Annotated in this window: 19 protein-coding genes; 8 read left to right on the forward strand and 11 right to left on the reverse strand. The window is 71.1% G+C overall.

Annotated features, from left to right (window positions below; translation table 11 throughout):
• Positions 1–46: 46 nt before the first annotated feature.
• A complete protein-coding gene (locus FVE25_RS11840) occupies positions 47–1,009 on the forward strand; it encodes a helix-turn-helix domain-containing protein (RefSeq protein WP_157246653.1) in 963 nt (320 codons plus the stop codon).
• Here the strand turns inward: FVE25_RS11840 and FVE25_RS11845 are convergent.
• Positions 985–2,085: a 50S ribosomal protein L11 methyltransferase gene (locus FVE25_RS11845; RefSeq protein WP_157246448.1), complete on the reverse strand. Its 1,101-nt coding sequence runs from the start codon at positions 2,083–2,085 to the stop codon at positions 985–987. The genes FVE25_RS11840 and FVE25_RS11845 overlap by 25 nt on opposite strands.
• 55 nt (positions 2,086–2,140) lie before the next feature.
• Positions 2,141–2,260 (reverse strand): FAD-linked oxidase C-terminal domain-containing protein, encoded by a 120-nt coding sequence (locus FVE25_RS56245; RefSeq protein ID WP_281367841.1) that lies wholly within the window; start codon positions 2,258–2,260, stop codon positions 2,141–2,143.
• A 321-nt stretch (positions 2,261–2,581) separates the two neighbouring features.
• On the opposite strand from FVE25_RS56245, the gene FVE25_RS11855 reads away from it, so the two are divergent.
• Positions 2,582–3,364 carry an alpha/beta hydrolase gene (locus FVE25_RS11855; protein ID WP_157246449.1) on the forward strand — a complete coding sequence of 261 codons (783 nt, stop codon included), beginning with the start codon at positions 2,582–2,584 and terminating at the stop codon, positions 3,362–3,364.
• Here the strand turns inward: FVE25_RS11855 and FVE25_RS11860 are convergent.
• Together FVE25_RS11860 and FVE25_RS11865 are read right to left on the reverse strand one after the other, a co-directional pair.
• A complete protein-coding gene (locus tag FVE25_RS11860) occupies positions 3,361–3,759 on the reverse strand; it encodes a DUF3224 domain-containing protein (RefSeq protein ID WP_157246450.1) in 399 nt (132 codons plus the stop codon). The genes FVE25_RS11855 and FVE25_RS11860 overlap by 4 nt on opposite strands.
• Positions 3,760–3,794: 35 nt before the next feature.
• Positions 3,795–4,604 (reverse strand): LLM class flavin-dependent oxidoreductase, encoded by an 810-nt coding sequence (locus FVE25_RS11865; protein WP_157246451.1) that lies wholly within the window; start codon positions 4,602–4,604, stop codon positions 3,795–3,797.
• 139 nt (positions 4,605–4,743) lie between these two features.
• Between FVE25_RS11865 and FVE25_RS11870 the strand changes: the two genes are divergently transcribed.
• Positions 4,744–5,112: a PLD nuclease N-terminal domain-containing protein gene (locus tag FVE25_RS11870; protein WP_219825431.1), complete on the forward strand. Its 369-nt coding sequence runs from the start codon at positions 4,744–4,746 to the stop codon at positions 5,110–5,112.
• Here the strand turns inward: FVE25_RS11870 and fmdA are convergent.
• The 4 genes from fmdA to FVE25_RS11890 form a co-directional block, all read right to left on the reverse strand.
• Complete coding sequence (fmdA, locus tag FVE25_RS11875; RefSeq protein ID WP_157246452.1) at positions 5,109–6,356, reverse strand: formamidase; 1,248 nt, start codon at positions 6,354–6,356, stop codon at positions 5,109–5,111. The genes FVE25_RS11870 and fmdA overlap by 4 nt on opposite strands.
• A complete protein-coding gene (locus FVE25_RS11880) occupies positions 6,349–6,960 on the reverse strand; it encodes an AmiS/UreI family transporter (protein WP_157246453.1) in 612 nt (203 codons plus the stop codon). The genes fmdA and FVE25_RS11880 overlap by 8 nt, the downstream gene beginning before the upstream one ends.
• A 4-nt stretch (positions 6,961–6,964) precedes the next feature.
• Positions 6,965–7,180 (reverse strand): FmdB family zinc ribbon protein, encoded by a 216-nt coding sequence (locus tag FVE25_RS11885; protein WP_157246454.1) that lies wholly within the window; start codon positions 7,178–7,180, stop codon positions 6,965–6,967.
• 62 nt (positions 7,181–7,242) lie between these two features.
• Positions 7,243–8,283, reverse strand: a complete 1,041-nt coding sequence (locus tag FVE25_RS11890) for a substrate-binding domain-containing protein (protein WP_157246455.1) — start codon at positions 8,281–8,283, stop codon at positions 7,243–7,245.
• A 68-nt stretch (positions 8,284–8,351) separates the two neighbouring features.
• Here FVE25_RS11890 and FVE25_RS11895 point away from each other — a divergent pair, with 68 nt between their 5' ends.
• Entirely contained in the window at positions 8,352–8,756 is a 405-nt protein-coding gene (locus tag FVE25_RS11895) for a MarR family winged helix-turn-helix transcriptional regulator (RefSeq protein ID WP_157246456.1), read from the forward strand.
• Here FVE25_RS11895 and FVE25_RS11900 read toward each other — a convergent pair.
• Positions 8,740–9,225, reverse strand: a complete 486-nt coding sequence (locus tag FVE25_RS11900) for a pyridoxamine 5'-phosphate oxidase family protein (RefSeq protein ID WP_157246457.1) — start codon at positions 9,223–9,225, stop codon at positions 8,740–8,742. The two genes, FVE25_RS11895 and FVE25_RS11900, sit on opposite strands and share 17 nt — an antisense overlap.
• Positions 9,222–9,566, reverse strand: coding sequence for a nitroreductase/quinone reductase family protein (locus FVE25_RS11905; protein WP_157246458.1), 345 nt, complete (start codon positions 9,564–9,566; stop codon positions 9,222–9,224). Before FVE25_RS11905 ends, FVE25_RS11900 begins: the two co-directional genes overlap by 4 nt.
• A gap of 61 nt (positions 9,567–9,627) precedes the next feature.
• On the opposite strand from FVE25_RS11905, the gene FVE25_RS11910 reads away from it, so the two are divergent.
• A complete protein-coding gene (locus FVE25_RS11910) occupies positions 9,628–10,377 on the forward strand; it encodes a GNAT family N-acetyltransferase (RefSeq protein ID WP_157246459.1) in 750 nt (249 codons plus the stop codon).
• Between the two features lie 5 nt (positions 10,378–10,382).
• The gene (locus FVE25_RS11915) at positions 10,383–11,273 is read left to right on the forward strand and encodes a sugar nucleotide-binding protein (RefSeq protein WP_157246460.1); all 891 of its coding nucleotides are present in this window, start codon (positions 10,383–10,385) and stop codon (positions 11,271–11,273) included.
• Here FVE25_RS11915 and FVE25_RS11920 read toward each other — a convergent pair.
• Entirely contained in the window at positions 11,270–12,034 is a 765-nt protein-coding gene (locus FVE25_RS11920) for a CPBP family intramembrane glutamic endopeptidase (protein ID WP_157246461.1), read from the reverse strand. The genes FVE25_RS11915 and FVE25_RS11920 overlap by 4 nt on opposite strands.
• A 123-nt stretch (positions 12,035–12,157) precedes the next feature.
• Between FVE25_RS11920 and FVE25_RS11925 the strand changes: the two genes are divergently transcribed.
• Together FVE25_RS11925 and FVE25_RS11930 are read left to right on the forward strand one after the other, a co-directional pair.
• Entirely contained in the window at positions 12,158–13,282 is a 1,125-nt protein-coding gene (locus FVE25_RS11925) for a sensor histidine kinase (protein WP_157246462.1), read from the forward strand.
• The gene (locus FVE25_RS11930) at positions 13,279–13,656 is read left to right on the forward strand and encodes a response regulator (protein ID WP_157246463.1); all 378 of its coding nucleotides are present in this window, start codon (positions 13,279–13,281) and stop codon (positions 13,654–13,656) included. Before FVE25_RS11925 ends, FVE25_RS11930 begins: the two co-directional genes overlap by 4 nt.
• Positions 13,657–13,674 lie beyond the last annotated feature (18 nt).

Genomic DNA, 13,674 nt, shown 5'->3' on the forward strand with positions numbered 1-13,674 from the left:
ACACCACTCTGGCCAAATCGGTCAAATCAGCTAATATCCCGCCATGATGCCTCGGCCGCCCAAGCCACACACCATCTCCGTGCTGGCCTTCGACGGGATGGCGCCCTTCGAGCTGGGCTGCGTGGTGGAGATCTTCGGCCTGCCCCGGCCCGAGCTGGAAATCCCCTGGTACGACCTGAAGGTCTGCGCCGAATCGCGCGGCCCCCTGCGCGTCGTGGGCGGCTTCACGATGCAGGCCGAACACGGCCTAGATGTCCTGAAAAATGCGGACACGGTGATCATCCCCGGCGCCAACGTCCACCACCCCACCTCCCCCGCCCTCATCACCGCGTTGCAGGAGGCGCACCGAGCCGGCGCCCGCATCGTCTCCATCTGCTCCGGCGCCTTCACCCTGGCCGCCGCCGGCCTGCTCGACGGCCGCGCGGCCGCCACCCACTGGAAGTACGCCGACCTGCTGCGCACCCGCCACCCCAAGGTCCACGTCAACCCCGAGGTCCTCTACGTCGACGACGGCGACGTGCTCACCAGCGCGGGCAGCGCCGCCGGCCTCGACCTGCTCATCCACCTCATCCGCAAGGACCACGGCGCGAACGTGGCCAACACCGTGGCCCGCCGCCTGGTCGTGCCGCCGCACCGCGAGGGCGGGCAGGCGCAGTTCATCGAGGCCGCGGTGACGCCGGTCGAGGAGGACGACGGCGTGACCCGCGCGATGGCCTGGGCGCTGGACCATCTCACCGAGCAGATCACCGTCGGCCGCCTGGCCGGTGAGGCGCACATGTCGGAGCGCTCGTTCATCCGCCACTTCAAGCGTCAGACCGGGACCAGCCCGTTGCGCTGGGTCATCTCTCAGCGGGTGGCGGCCAGCCTGGCCATGCTGGAGTCGACGAGCGTGCCGGTCGAGGAGATCGGCGCCGCGGTCGGCTTCGAGAGCCCGGTCACCTTCCGGCACCATTTCACCCGGGCGATGCACACCTCGCCGTCGGCCTACAGGAGAACCTTCCGCACGTAGAGCCGCCACAACGAGGTGACCTCGGCGGCCCGCGCGCGGTGCAGCGCGTCGTCGCTCTTGGCCGCCCGCCCGTGCCGCGGCCGCGTCTCCTCCCGCCCGGCCACGCTCAGCCCGGCGTCGTGGAACCACCCGAGCAGTTCCTCCCGTGACCGCAGCCCGAGATGCTCGGCCAGGTCGGAAAGGATCAGCCATGCCTCCCCGCCGGGCGACAGATGCTCCCGCAGCCCGCTCAGGAGCCCGTGCATCATGCGGCTGCCCTCGTCGTAGACGGCGTGGTCCAGCGGCGACATCGGCACCGCGGGGATCCACGGCGGATTGCACACCACCAGCGGCGCCTGCCCTTCGGGAAACAGATCGGTCCGCTGCACCGAGACCCGATCGGCCAGCCCCAGCCGCGCCATGTTGTCGCGGGCGCAGTCCACGGCCCGGGGATCGAGGTCGGTGGCGGTCACCCGTCGCACTCCCCGTTTGGCCAGCACCGCGGCCAGCACGCCGGTGCCGGTGCCGATGTCGAAGGCCACCTCGGCGTCCGGCAGCGGGGTACGCGCCACGAGATCCACATATTCACCGCGAATCGGGGAGAACACCCCGAAATGCGGGTGGATGCGATCCTCCAGTGCCGGCACCTCGACGCCTTTGGAACGCCATTCGTGCGCGCCGATCAGCCCCAGCAGCTCGCGCAGCGGCCCGACGGCCGCACCGTCGGCCGGGCCGTACACCTCGGCGCAGGCCGCGCGCACGTCGGGCGCGCGGCGCAGCGGGATCTCGTGGTCACCGGTGTACGGCACGAGCAGCATGCCCAGGATGCGGGCCCGCTGGGACTGGGCCTGGCGTTGCCGGTGGAATCCGCTGCCCGGCCGGGGCCGGGTGCAGCGCCGGTCCATGGCCTTGAGCAGCTGGCGCGCGTTGTGGAAGTCGCCGGTCCACAGCAGCGCGACGCCTTCCGAGGCCAGCCGGTGCGCGGTGTCGGCCTTGGTGCTGTCGTCGGCCACGACGACGCGCTCGGGTTCGGGGGCTCCGGTCGCCGAACGCCACGCCGCACGACGCTCACGCCCCGCTTGTGTCCAGGAGATCATGGCTCAACGACGCTTTCACGGCGCGCTGCCCCGGGCAACCGATTTAGCGAGCAGGTCAGACGAGCACGCCGGGGTTGAGCACGCCCGCCGGGTCCAGCGCGTCCTTGGCCGCCCGCAGCGCCGGCGCGAACGGCTCCGGCCGCTGCCGGTCGCACGTCTCCACTACCCTCCCCATTCCGGGAAAGGCATTGCGGAGGTACGGCATGCGGGTGAACGTGCCCATCCATTCCCGGCCCTGACGAACCTCCCCGACGACCCCGCCCATTCCCACGAGGCGAACCGCACCGGCGCGGACAGCTTGTGCACCGGCCGCCGTACCCGATCAAAGGGGACAGGCTCCTCGAAGTCGGCGCCCCCGCCCAGGAGGGCGCCAGGTCACGCAGCTCGTCCAGGCCGGGCTCGGCGCCCCATGCCCAGTGGCTCATGGTTACCTTGTTACCTCAGGGGACGTGGCGGACGATCAGCAGGTGACGTACCGCACTCGGGAAGAGATGGCGTGATCAAGACCGTACTGCTGTCCGTGGTGGCTGTCCTGGGCGTGGCGCTGTTGCTGGCGGGGCTGCTCTGGTTGTTCCAGCGGCGGCTGATCTATCTGCCGGACACCCGGCCCGTGCCGGCCGCGGCCACGGTCCTGCCCGGGGCCCGCGACGTCACGCTCACCACGGCCGACGGCCTGCGGCTGGGCGCGTGGTACGTGCCCGGGAGGCGGGAGGTGACCGTCCTGGTCATGGGCGGGAACGCGGGCAACCGGTCGCACCGGGCGCCGCTGGCCGCGGCGCTGGCCCGGGAGGGTTTCGCCGTCCTTCTCATGGACTATCGCGGGTATGGCGGCAACGCGGGCAGTCCCACGGAGGAGGGCCTGGCTCTGGACGCGGAGGCCGCCCGCCAGGCGGTGAACGGAAAAGTCATCTATTACGGCGAAAGCCTGGGTGCCGCCGTGGCCACCCGCCTGGCCACGAAGATCCCGCCGGACGGTCTGCTGCTCCGCTCCCCGTTCACCGACCTGGCCGACGCCGGCAGGCACGCCTATCCTTTCCTTCCGGTACGGCCGCTGCTGCGCGACACGTTCCCGGTGAAGGCGCAGCTGAGGACGGTGCACGCGCCGATCACCATCGTGTACGGCAGCGCCGACACGATCGTCCCGCCGGCCCTCTCCCGCTCGGCCGCCCCGCCGGGGGCCGTCCTGGTCGAGGTGCCCGGCGCCGGCCACAACGACCAGACCCTCCTGGACGGCCCCGAGCTCATGGCCGCCGTCGTGGACCTGGCCCAGCGGGTCTAATCGGGGCGGGTGTAGTCGAGGACGTAGGAGTGGGTGCCGTCGGGCGCGATGTGGATCTGCATCTCGCCCCGGATGCCGGTCAGCTCGCCGGTGCCGGAGTCGGGGACGACGCTGACGCGCAGCGACTGGCCGGACGGCTCGCTGGCCGCCAGGTGCTGGACGGTGAAGCTGCCGGTGCGGCCGTCGAGCGTGGCGTCGATGCGTTCCAGGGCGACGTACGCCTTCGACTCCTCCACCGGGGTGCTCACCACGAGCAGCGTGACCAGGCTGGTGCCGGTCAGGTCGCCGTGGAAGGTCTTGGTCATGGTGACGACGCCAAGGGAGACGCCGTCGCGGTCGTCGTAGGCTGGCTGAGGGGTCCAGCCGGCGGTGTCGAAGGTGCCTTTCGCGAACATGTGCCCAGCGTGGCAGGAGTACCCGTCAGCGTGTGTCAGGTACCGGCCAGCCGTTCCACGAGCGGCGCGAACTGCTCCAGGAACTGCGCGCTGACCGAGATGTAGGAGACCCCGAGGCGGTCGCGGCGGCGGCGCAGCGTGTCGGCCATCTGGTCGAGGGTCCCGGTGAGGATGCCGTAGCCGCCCTTGGCCACGATCTCCCGCGGGTCGGTGCCGAGCTGCTGGGACAACCAGGCGGGCAGCTCGTCGCCCACGGCCGCCAGGTTGGTGTTGATCTCCAGCTCGTTGAACCGGTCGCCGGCCAGCTCGTACAGCTCGTCAAGCTTGGCGGCCAGGTCGTCCTCCGTGGCGGTCGCCGGCAGCCCCAGGGCGACGGTGTCGGCCCGCTCGGCGGCCAGGCGCAGCAGCCGCGTCCCGGCGGCCGCGATCAGGACGGGCACGTCCTCGTCCACCGCGTCCAGCGTGTCCACCACCCGTCGCACCCGCTCGGACGGCGTGCCGAACCGCACGCCCAGCGCCGCCGCCTCCTGCTCGGCGCCCGGCCGCCCGGCGCCGATGCCCAGCTCGAACCGGCCGCCCGTCAGCGTGCGCAGCGTGCCCACCTCACGCGCCACCGCGGCGGGCGTCCGGTACGGCGCCGCCGCCACGTACGTGCCGACCCGCAGGCGGCTGGTCACGGCGGCGGCAGCGGCGGCGGCCGTGAAGGGTGACAGCGTGGTGAGCGTGTCCGGGATCAGCAGCGTGGCGTACCCGAGGTCCTCGGCCCGCCGGGCCAGCGCGGTCCACGCCTCGCCGTCGCGCGCGAAGCCCCCGACGGTGCCGAATCTGAACGCGTGAGAAGTCATGGCACAACCTTCTCGCCGCTCAGGGCTCCGGGCATCGTCCACGAGGCCGGTGGCGGGCTACCGCGCGGGACGCAGCCGGGCGGCCGGGCCGTACTCCATCGGCTGTACAGCGATCACGGGTTCTGTTACCTTCCGGCGCGTGGTGTACATCTACGAAGCCATGGGCCTGATCACGCTGGTCCTGTGGATCTATTGCCTCTTCGACGTGATCACCACCCCCGACGAGGCCGTACGCAACCTTCCCAAGATTCTTTGGGTGTTCGTGGTCCTGTTGTTCCCGCTGGTCGGGTCCGTCATCTGGCTGGTCGCCGGGCGTCCGCAGGCGTTGCCGCCGGCCACGCCCCATCAGCGGCGCATGGCCGGCCGCTACCCCGAATACGACCGTCCGGGCCGCTTCGAGGCGAGCAACCCGGACGACGACGAGGAGTTCCTGCGCCGCCTGCGTGAGCGGGCCGAAGAGCAGCGCAGGAACGCCCCGAAGAAGAAGCCGGAGGACGAGCAGGACTAGGTGGCCACGGCGCAGCGGCCGCGGTCGCCCCAGTGCGGTCCCTCGGCGGTGGGCCGGATGTCGAAGTCGAAGATGGCGGTCGGCAGGTAGAGCGAGCAGCAGGCGTTGGGGATGTCGACCACGCCGCTGACCCTGCCCTCGATGGGGGCCGAGCCGAGGATCAGGTACGCCTGCTCGCCGCTGTAGCCGAACTTCTTGAGGTATTCGACGGCGTTCAGGCAGGCGTTCCGGTAGGCCAGCGTGGCGTCGTTGTAGTGATTGACGTTGTTTGCGTGGTCGACCGAGATGCCGATGAACGACAGGAACTCGGTGTAGCGCGGCTCGACGTTGCCCGGCATGAAGATCGGGTTGGTGGTGACGCCGTACTTGGCCATGCCGCCCTTGATGAGGTCGACGTGCATGTCGATGAAGCCGCCCATTTCGATGGCGCCGCAGAACGTGATCTCGCCGTCGCCCTGGCTGAAGTGCAGGTCGCCGCCGGACAGCTTGGCGCCGGGCACGTGGACGGGGTAGAGGACGCGGGATCCGCGGGAGAAGTTCTTGATGTCGTGGTTGCCGCCGTTCTCGCGGGCGGGCACGGTGCGGGCGCCTTCCCTGCCGACGCGTTCGAGGTCGGCGCCGGTGAGTGAGCCGGCCAGGACCCCCTCCTCGAGCGGTGGGAGGGCGAGCGGGGGGACCCGGCCGGGGTCGGTGGCGATGAGGGCGCGTTCGCGCTCGTTCCACTGGGCCAGCAGTTCGTGCGAGGGCGCGGTGCCGAACAGGCCGGGGTGGGTGATGCCGGTGAACCGCACCCCGGGCAGGTGGCGGGAGGTGGCGACCTGGCCGCGGAAGTCCCAGACGGCCTTGGCCGCCTCCGGGTACTCCTCGGTCAGGAAGCCGCCGCCGTTCTCCTTGGCGAAGATGCCCGTGTAGCCCCAGCCCTGGCCGGGCGCCTCGCCGTACTCCTGGGGGACGGGACCGAGGTCGAGGATGTCGACGACGAGCAGGTCGCCGGGTTCGGCGCCCTCGACGGCGACGGGGCCGCTGAGCATGTGCGCCACCGACAGGTCGACGTCGCGCACGTCCTTGGCGCTGTCGCTGTTGTGGATCTGGCCGTCGGTCCATTCGCGGCATTCGATGCGGATCGAGCTGCCGGGCCGTACGGAGGCGACGGCCGGGATGTCGGGGTGCCACCGGTTGTGCCCGGGCGCGGCCTGGTCGCGCATGGATTTCGACTGGTCTACGGAGAAGACGACGTCAGGCATGGGACGGCTCCCGTTCTTGAGTACGGCGGGCGGTCATCCACAGACCGCCGAAGGCGACGACGCAGACGCCCGCCAGGATGAGCGCGTAGAAGGCCGACGGGGAGTAGCGGCCGGTGAGCAGCAGGAACGCCGGGATGACCGCGGTCAGCCAGGCTTGCACGAGCGTCACCCAGCCGGTGTAGCGGGTGAGGTCCTCGCGCCCGAGGCCGAGCACGAGGAAGAACAACGTCCACAGGAACGACCACAGCAGCCAGATGACGGCGAAGGGGTAGTCGCGGACGGTGAAGGCGTTGTGGGCGGCGTAGACGAGCGCGGCGATGGCCACGAACAGCGAGAACCAGCCGACGCCGGTGGTGGAGAGCCCGGCCAGCAGCCCGATCCCCACGTAGAGGTAGGTGAAGCCGAACAGATAGATCCCGGACGCCCCCATGATCGTCGCCGGGTCGCCGCCCGCGGTCACGATGATCACGGTCGGCGTCACGACCTGGAGCGCGCCGACGAACAGGTTGAGGATCGCCGCCGCCCGGCCGTCGACCTTGCCGAGCAGCATCATCGCGTTGACGAACAGGACGGCGCCGACGTACAGCAGGCCCACGCTGGCCATGCCGTCACCGCCTGACGACGCGGGGCTCGTGCGCGCTGGACTCCTGCGCGTCGAGCGCCCGCCGCAGCTTGGGCGTGATCTGCCGTACGGCGGGCGGACTGAAGCGCCGGGGCGCCGGGGTGCCGCAGCAGCGGCAGGGGGTCTCCCCCGGCGCCTGGCCCATGGGGTGCCGTTCCTCGAATGGTCCGCAGGTCAGACAGGTGTATTCATAGGTCGTCATGACAACCTCCCACCCAGATACTTCACACAGAAAATATTATTCAGGGAAGTATTGTCAACCCCTCAGAGCTGTTGCAGCACGTGGAAGTCCATGCCGTCCGCCTCGGCCAGGAACACCGCCTGCTCCAGATGGCGGTCGCGCATGCGCACGGTCCCGCGCGGGCCCTCGTAGACCAGGCCCTCGGCGGCCCGCCGGATGCTGTCCAGATCCAGCGCACCCGCCCGGTTGACCAGCTCGCCCAGCAGCCGCACACCCTCGAAGCAGGACTCGCCCATGCTGTTGAGCACCGGCGCGTCCGGGCCGAACCGCGCGTGGTAGCGCCCGCCGAAGTCGAGGCTGCCCGCCGTGCCCAGCCCCTCGAAGAACCCGGCCGCCGAATACAGCCCGCGCGTGCTGGCGGCGCCGGTCGCCAGCAGCATGTTCTCGTCCATCAGCGGGCTGAACCGCACGTGGTCGCGATCGAGCCCGGCCGCCGCGAACGCCCGGTTGAACGCCACCGCGTCCTGGCCGACCAGCAGCATGAGCACGCCGTCGCCGCGCCCTTGGGCGATCCGGTCCAGCGCGCCGCCGAAGTCCTCGGTGCCCAGGCGCACGTAGAACTCGTCCACGATCTTGTTGCCGCCCACGTACTGCCGGGCCGCCCTGGCCGACTCCCTCGGCCAGACGTAGTCGTCGCCCACCACCGTCCAGCGCCGCACGCCGAGCTCCTCGGCCATCCAGCGCAGCGCCGGCCGCAGCTGCCGGCCCGGCGTCTCACCCGTCAGAAAGACCCACGGGGTGTGCTCGCCGCCCTCGTACAACGGGGTGTAGAGGTACGGCACCCGCCCGGCGATCCGGGGCGCGACCGCCTGCCGTACCGCGGAGATGTGCCAGCCGGTGACGGCCCGCACCTCGCCCGCGGCGATCAGCCGATCGACCTCGTCGGCCACCTCGTGCGGCGGGCGGCCGCCGTCGACCACGCGGAAGACGAGCTCGTGACCGAGCAGCCCGCTCCCTGCGTTGATCTCGTCGGCGGCCAGCCGGGCGCACAGTTCGCAGGAGGGACCGAAGATGCCGGCTGGTCCCTGCAGAGGGATCACCAGCGCTACCGCGAGAGTCTCCATGGGCGCGCTCCTTAGCGGTTACTTTATCTGCGAAGTTTTCGCCCGTGAACTGTTACCCTGGCATCAGGATGGAGACAGCACGACTGCTCACGCTCGCCGAACGCCAGTTAACGCAGCGGATCGCCACCGCCCTGGCCGCGGCCGGCAGCACAGTTGATCAATGGCGGGTGCTCGGCCTGCTCGCCGACGGCCGCGGGCACGCGATGACCCAGGTCGCCGAGCACGTCATCCTCGCCGCGCCCACCGTCACCAAGGTCGTGGACAAACTCGTCTCGCAAGGGCTGGTCTACCGGCGGGTCGACGACGCCGACCGGCGGCGCGTGCTCATCTACGCCTCGGCCCACGGGAAGACCGCCCTGCGGCGCTGGGACGCGGCCGTCGAGGCCGAGCGCGCCCGGCTCGAACAGGACGCCGGCGATGACCTCGCCCAGCTCGCCGAGGTGCTGAGCAGGATCGTCACCCGGCTGGGCTGACCTCCTGCCGTTTCGTCCAGATCCGGCTGTGCAGGTCCGCGCCGCGGATCACCTGGACCCGCCACGGCTCCAGGCGCAGCACGTGCAGCTTCGGGTCGCTCGGGCTCCGCCAGAAGTTGCCCAGGTTGTAGCCGGCCCCGCGCGGGCTGGTCGTGCGGTACAAACCCCACACGCGGCGCTTGACCTCGATGTCGTCCACCCATTCCGCGACCGTGTCGATGCTCACCGCGTTCTGCCTCGGGGTCCAGTACGAGAACGTGGTGTGCGGGTTGCCGGCCAGGTGCGCCGCCTTCACCGGCGTCCTGTAGGTGGCCAGCCAGCCCAGCGGCTCGCCGTCCACCACCTCCCAGATGGGGATCAGCACCCGGGCCCGGGGGCGGTTCTTCCGGTCCACCGTGGTCATGGTCGCGTAGACGATGTCCCCGATGTACGTCTCGAACGCCTCCTGGATCTCACCGAACGTCGTCATGCCGTCGCCTCCAGCACCACCACCGGGATCTCGCCCCGGGCCGCCTCCGCATACCGCTGGTAGACCGGCTGCGCGGCCACCAGCTTCGTCCACAACCGCCGCCGCTCCGGGCCGTGCGCCGTGTGCGCCCGGACGTGCAGCCTTCTGCCGTCCAGCTGGACCTCGGCATCGGGGTGCGCCATCAGGTCCTGGTACCAGCCCGGCAGGTGCGGGCCCGCCGCCGAGCCGGGCCCCACCAGGACCAGTTGGTCGCCGTCCGCACCGAAGGGGTGTGTTGTCGTGCGTAGGCGGCCGGTTTTGCGGCCTATGGTGGTGATCGTCAAGTCCTTCGTCGCATTCATGGCCTCAGGGTGCCTGGACGTCCTCCAGGTTTCCTTCGGACGGGCTCCAGGGTGGTGAACCATGTCTTCGGAATATGACCGGATTCTGCAGTTTCAGCGGGACTTCGCCCTTCGCAAGGCCGCTCGCACGCTCCCGTTGGCCGGCGGTGCGGGGCTGCTGAACGACCGGTTTCCCGGCTCGCACGACGACAACAAGCTGCTCATCTGGTCGGGCGCCGACGCTCGGGCGGTGCTGCGGGCGGCCGACGAGGTGCTGGCCGGGCGGAGCCACCGCTACGTCCACGTGCACGACGACCGGCTCGGGCGGGCCTTCGCGCCCGCGTTCCTGGCCGCGGGGTACGAGCATTCCGTGAACCTCACGATGATCTTCCGCGGGCAGCCGCCGCCTCGCCCGCGGCCGGTGGCGGAGATCGGGCTCGCGGAGATGGTCCGGGTCCTGCGGCGCGACTGGCGGGAGTCGCTGCCCGACGCCTCGGAGCAGGTGGTGGACGAGCTGGCGCGGCGGGTGGAGCACCGGCTGCTCGGCGCGGACTTCGTGGGCTTCCGCGGCGTGCGGGTGGCGGACGGGTCGATCGCCGCCCGGGCCGATCTCTACCGGCAGGACGGGATCGCGCAGATCGAGAGCGTCTACACCGCCGCGGGGCATCGGGGCCGCGGGCACGCCCGGGTGCTGCTGGAGGGGCTGCTCGCCGAGGCCGCGGGCGCTGAAGTGATCTTCCTGGACGCCGACGACCACGACTGGCCCAAGCAGTTCTACGGCCGGCTCGGGTTCGTGCCGCTCGGCCGTACTCACGGGTTCCTGCGGGTCTGATCGGCATGCGCGTGCTCGTCATCGGCGGCAGCGGATTCCTGGGCCGCGAGCTCGTCCGGCAGAGCACCGCCGCCGGCCACGACGTCGGCGCCACCTACCTGACCACCCCCGCCCACGACGTCGGCGCTACCCACCTGACCACCCCCGCCCACGACGTCGGTGCCACCTGCCTACCCGTGCCCGGCACCGCGCCGGCCACCTGGCTGCCCCTCGACCTCCGCGACCGCGCCGCCACCCTCGGCCTGCTCCAGACGTTCACCCCCGATCTCGTCGTCAACGCCGCCTACCGGCAGCAGGACTGGGCCACCACGGCCACGGGCGCCGCCCACCTGGCCCTGGCCGCCGCCGCGACCGGCGCGCGGCTGGTGCATGTCTCCAGCGACGCCGTCTTCTCCGGCCGCGCGATCACCTACCCCGAGGAGGCCACCCCGGACCCCATCACCCCGTACGGCGCGGCCAAGGCGGCCGCCGAAGTGGCCGTCCAGGCGATCGACCCCGGAGCGGTGATCGCCCGGACCTCCCTGATCATCGGCGCCGGCGACTCCCCCTACGAGTCCTTCGTCCACGCCGTCGCCTCCGGCCGGCACCAGGGGCCGCTGTTCACCGACGACGTGCGCTGCGCCGTACACGTCGCCGACCTGACCGCCGCCCTCCTCGAGCTCGCCCACCCCGCCCACCAGGGCGTCCACCACATCGCCGGCCCGGACGCGGTCACCCGGCACGAGCTCGGCCTCCTCATCGCCCGCCGCGACGGCCTGGACCCCGCCGCCCTGCCCACGGGACGCCGCGCCGGCACGACCCTGACCGGCCCCCTCGACCTGCGCCTCACCTGCGACCGGACCCAGCGTCTCCTCCGCACCCGGCTGAGGGGCGCCAGAGAGTTCCTGGCCGGTTAGCCTGGGAGTGCCGCGGAGGGTAACCGCCGCCCCGGGAACATCAGCACGGCCGCGGCGGCCAGCGCGAACAGGACCGTCTGAAAGATCAGCTGAACCCCGAAGTTGATCTCCTGAGTCGGAAAGTAGACGACGTAGTAGAGCGAGCTGTGCATTCCGGCCGCAGCCCACACCGTCCCGGTGCGCATCCGCAGCGTCCCGCACAGGAAGCCGAACCCGATCGCCATCAGCACGTACAGCAGGCGCTCCACGATCCCCTCGGCCGCGCTCTGGGAGACGATGTGGAGCGCGCCGAAGGACACCGACGTGATGACCAGCACGGTCATCTGCCGGTAGCGATCCGACAGCACGTCGAACAGGTGTCCCCGGAACAGCAGCTCCTCCGGATAGCCGGCCCGGAACGCGATGAGCACGGGAAACAGGAACAGGGCGTAAGGCACTCCCTGATCCGTGCTCACGCCGCCCCAGGTCGCGGCTCCCACCCAGACGGCGAGCGCGTTGGCCAGGAGCAACGTGCCCAGGCCCACGGCCGCGCCGAGTAAGAACTGGGGGATGGACCACCGGGTCGGCGCGGTCCGCAGCGAAGACCACGGACGCCGGTCGGCGAAGCGCCGATAGAGGAAGAGCAACGCCAGCGCCGCCACGGTCGGCAGGAGGTGGGAGACGACGACGTCGGCGGAGGTGGTCCTCGGGGACAGGATGGGGCTGAGCGCGACGAGCACGAACATGACGATCGTGGTGAGGAGCGCGACGAGAACCTTCATGGTCAGGACGGTACGGCGGCACGCGGCCGGGCACATCGGACCGTGGCATGACCTGACAATGACCATAGGCATAGTGCCTCAGGGGGATGCCGAGAGGCCCCGCACTGGCTAGCCTGTTGCCATGTGAGCATCCGCGAACCCACCCGGCCGCTCCCGCTCACCGCCGTCTTCTGGCTGCTGTGGGCCGCCAACGCGCTGGCCGTCGTCACCGGCTACGCGCCGGTCACCCAGCTCGCCGCGTTCGTGGCGTCCATGGTGGCCAGCGCCGTCCTGTGGTTCCTCCTGCCGTGGGACGCCTCCGCGAGCCCCTGGCGCAAGCTGGTGTCCCCGTGCTTCCTGGTTGCGGTCACCGCGATGAGCGCCTTCAGCGGCATCAACGCCGGCCCGTTCATGCTCATCACGCTGGCCAACATCGCGTTCCTGTTCAGCATCCGCATGACGGTCCTCATCTTGGCCCCGTACGTGGTCGCCGTCACGCTGGCCGTACCCCTGCTCTTCGAGGGGCCGTGGATCAGCGGGGTCTTCCAGGGCGTGGGCGCGGTGATCCTGGCCGGGTTCGTCTACACCACGACCCGGGCGTTCCTGGACGTCCGCCGCGCGCGCGAGGCCGCAGAACGCCTGCTGGAGCGCGTCAGGGAGCTGGCCGTGGCCGAGGAACGCGCCAGAATGGCCCGTGACATGCACGACTCGATCGGCCATCACCTCACCGTGATCAAGATCGGGCTGGAGAACGCCGAACGGTTCCGCGAGCGCCGCCCCGACGCCGCCTGGCACGAGGTACGGCAGGCCAAGCAGCTGACCGTCACCGCGCTGGCCGACGCCCGCCTCTGGGTGCGCGCCCTGCGCCCGCTCGCCCTGGAGAGCCGGATCGGCGGCCCCGCCCTCCAGCGCCTGGCCGACTCCTTCACCGGCACCGGCCTGCACGTGGACTTCCAGCTCCACGGCACGGAACGCCCGCTCGACCCCGACGCCGAGCTGGTGCTCTACCGCGTGCTGCAGGAAGGGCTCACCAACGCCGTACGGCATGCGGACGCGAAGGTGGTCCGTGCCCAGCTGACCTTCGGCGAGCAGAAAGTGGTGATGACCGTCGGCGACGACGGCAAGGGCGCGCGGGGCGCCGAGCACGGCTTCGGCCTGACCTCGTTACGCGAACGGGTGCATTCCATCGGCGGCGCCCTGAGCGCCACCAGCGGCGAGGAAGGCGGCTTCGAGCTGCGGGTCGAGATTCCGGCGGTGCTGCCACGATGATCCGTGTCCTGATCGTCGACGATCACGAGCTGATCCGGCAGGGGCTGCGCAAGTTCCTGGACGTCGAGGAGGACATCGAGGTCGTGGGCGAGGCGGCCGACGGGGTGCAGGCGCTGGCGGCGCTCGCGGCCCCGCCGTACCCTCACCCCGACATCGTGCTGGTCGACGCCCGGATGCCGGGAATGGACGGCGTGCAGCTCATCACCCGGCTGGCCGGGGAACATCCGAAGGTGGCGGCGCTGGTGCTGAGCACGTTCGAGGAGGACGACTACATCGTCGGCGCCCTGCGCGCCGGGGCCAGGGGTTACCTGCTGAAGGACTGCTCCCCCGACGACCTGGTGAACGCCATCCGCAGGACGTACCGGACGCGGTGAGGACGAGTCGCCGACCGG

Origin of the sequence: Nonomuraea typhae, from assembly GCF_009760925.1 — a bacterium.
Classification (GTDB): domain Bacteria; phylum Actinomycetota; class Actinomycetes; order Streptosporangiales; family Streptosporangiaceae; genus Nonomuraea; species Nonomuraea typhae.

What these genes read in the sequence shown, in the direction of transcription:
- FVE25_RS11900 (WP_157246457.1), bottom strand. Translation starts at nt 9,225, where the DNA reads ATGACGACGTTCGGTGAGATCCAGGAGGCGTTCGAGACGTACATCGGG.
- FVE25_RS11880 (WP_157246453.1), bottom strand. Translation starts at nt 6,960, where the DNA reads ATGGCCAGCGTGGGCCTGCTGTACGTCGGCGCCGTCCTGTTCGTCAAC.
- FVE25_RS11895 (WP_157246456.1), top strand. Translation starts at nt 8,352, where the DNA reads ATGGAGACAGCACGACTGCTCACGCTCGCCGAACGCCAGTTAACGCAG.
- FVE25_RS11930 (WP_157246463.1), top strand. Translation starts at nt 13,279, where the DNA reads ATGATCCGTGTCCTGATCGTCGACGATCACGAGCTGATCCGGCAGGGG.
- FVE25_RS11915 (WP_157246460.1), top strand. Translation starts at nt 10,383, where the DNA reads ATGCGCGTGCTCGTCATCGGCGGCAGCGGATTCCTGGGCCGCGAGCTC.
- FVE25_RS11920 (WP_157246461.1), bottom strand. Translation starts at nt 12,034, where the DNA reads ATGAAGGTTCTCGTCGCGCTCCTCACCACGATCGTCATGTTCGTGCTC.
- FVE25_RS11890 (WP_157246455.1), bottom strand. Translation starts at nt 8,283, where the DNA reads ATGGAGACTCTCGCGGTAGCGCTGGTGATCCCTCTGCAGGGACCAGCC.
- FVE25_RS11865 (WP_157246451.1), bottom strand. Translation starts at nt 4,604, where the DNA reads ATGACTTCTCACGCGTTCAGATTCGGCACCGTCGGGGGCTTCGCGCGC.
- FVE25_RS56245 (WP_281367841.1), bottom strand. Translation starts at nt 2,260, where the DNA reads ATGGGGAGGGTAGTGGAGACGTGCGACCGGCAGCGGCCGGAGCCGTTC.
- FVE25_RS11860 (WP_157246450.1), bottom strand. Translation starts at nt 3,759, where the DNA reads ATGTTCGCGAAAGGCACCTTCGACACCGCCGGCTGGACCCCTCAGCCA.
- FVE25_RS11840 (WP_157246653.1), top strand. Translation starts at nt 47, where the DNA reads ATGCCTCGGCCGCCCAAGCCACACACCATCTCCGTGCTGGCCTTCGAC.
- FVE25_RS11845 (WP_157246448.1), bottom strand. Translation starts at nt 2,085, where the DNA reads ATGATCTCCTGGACACAAGCGGGGCGTGAGCGTCGTGCGGCGTGGCGT.
- fmdA (WP_157246452.1), bottom strand. Translation starts at nt 6,356, where the DNA reads ATGCCTGACGTCGTCTTCTCCGTAGACCAGTCGAAATCCATGCGCGAC.
- FVE25_RS11905 (WP_157246458.1), bottom strand. Translation starts at nt 9,566, where the DNA reads ATGAATGCGACGAAGGACTTGACGATCACCACCATAGGCCGCAAAACC.
- FVE25_RS11885 (WP_157246454.1), bottom strand. Translation starts at nt 7,180, where the DNA reads ATGACGACCTATGAATACACCTGTCTGACCTGCGGACCATTCGAGGAA.
- FVE25_RS11910 (WP_157246459.1), top strand. Translation starts at nt 9,628, where the DNA reads ATGTCTTCGGAATATGACCGGATTCTGCAGTTTCAGCGGGACTTCGCC.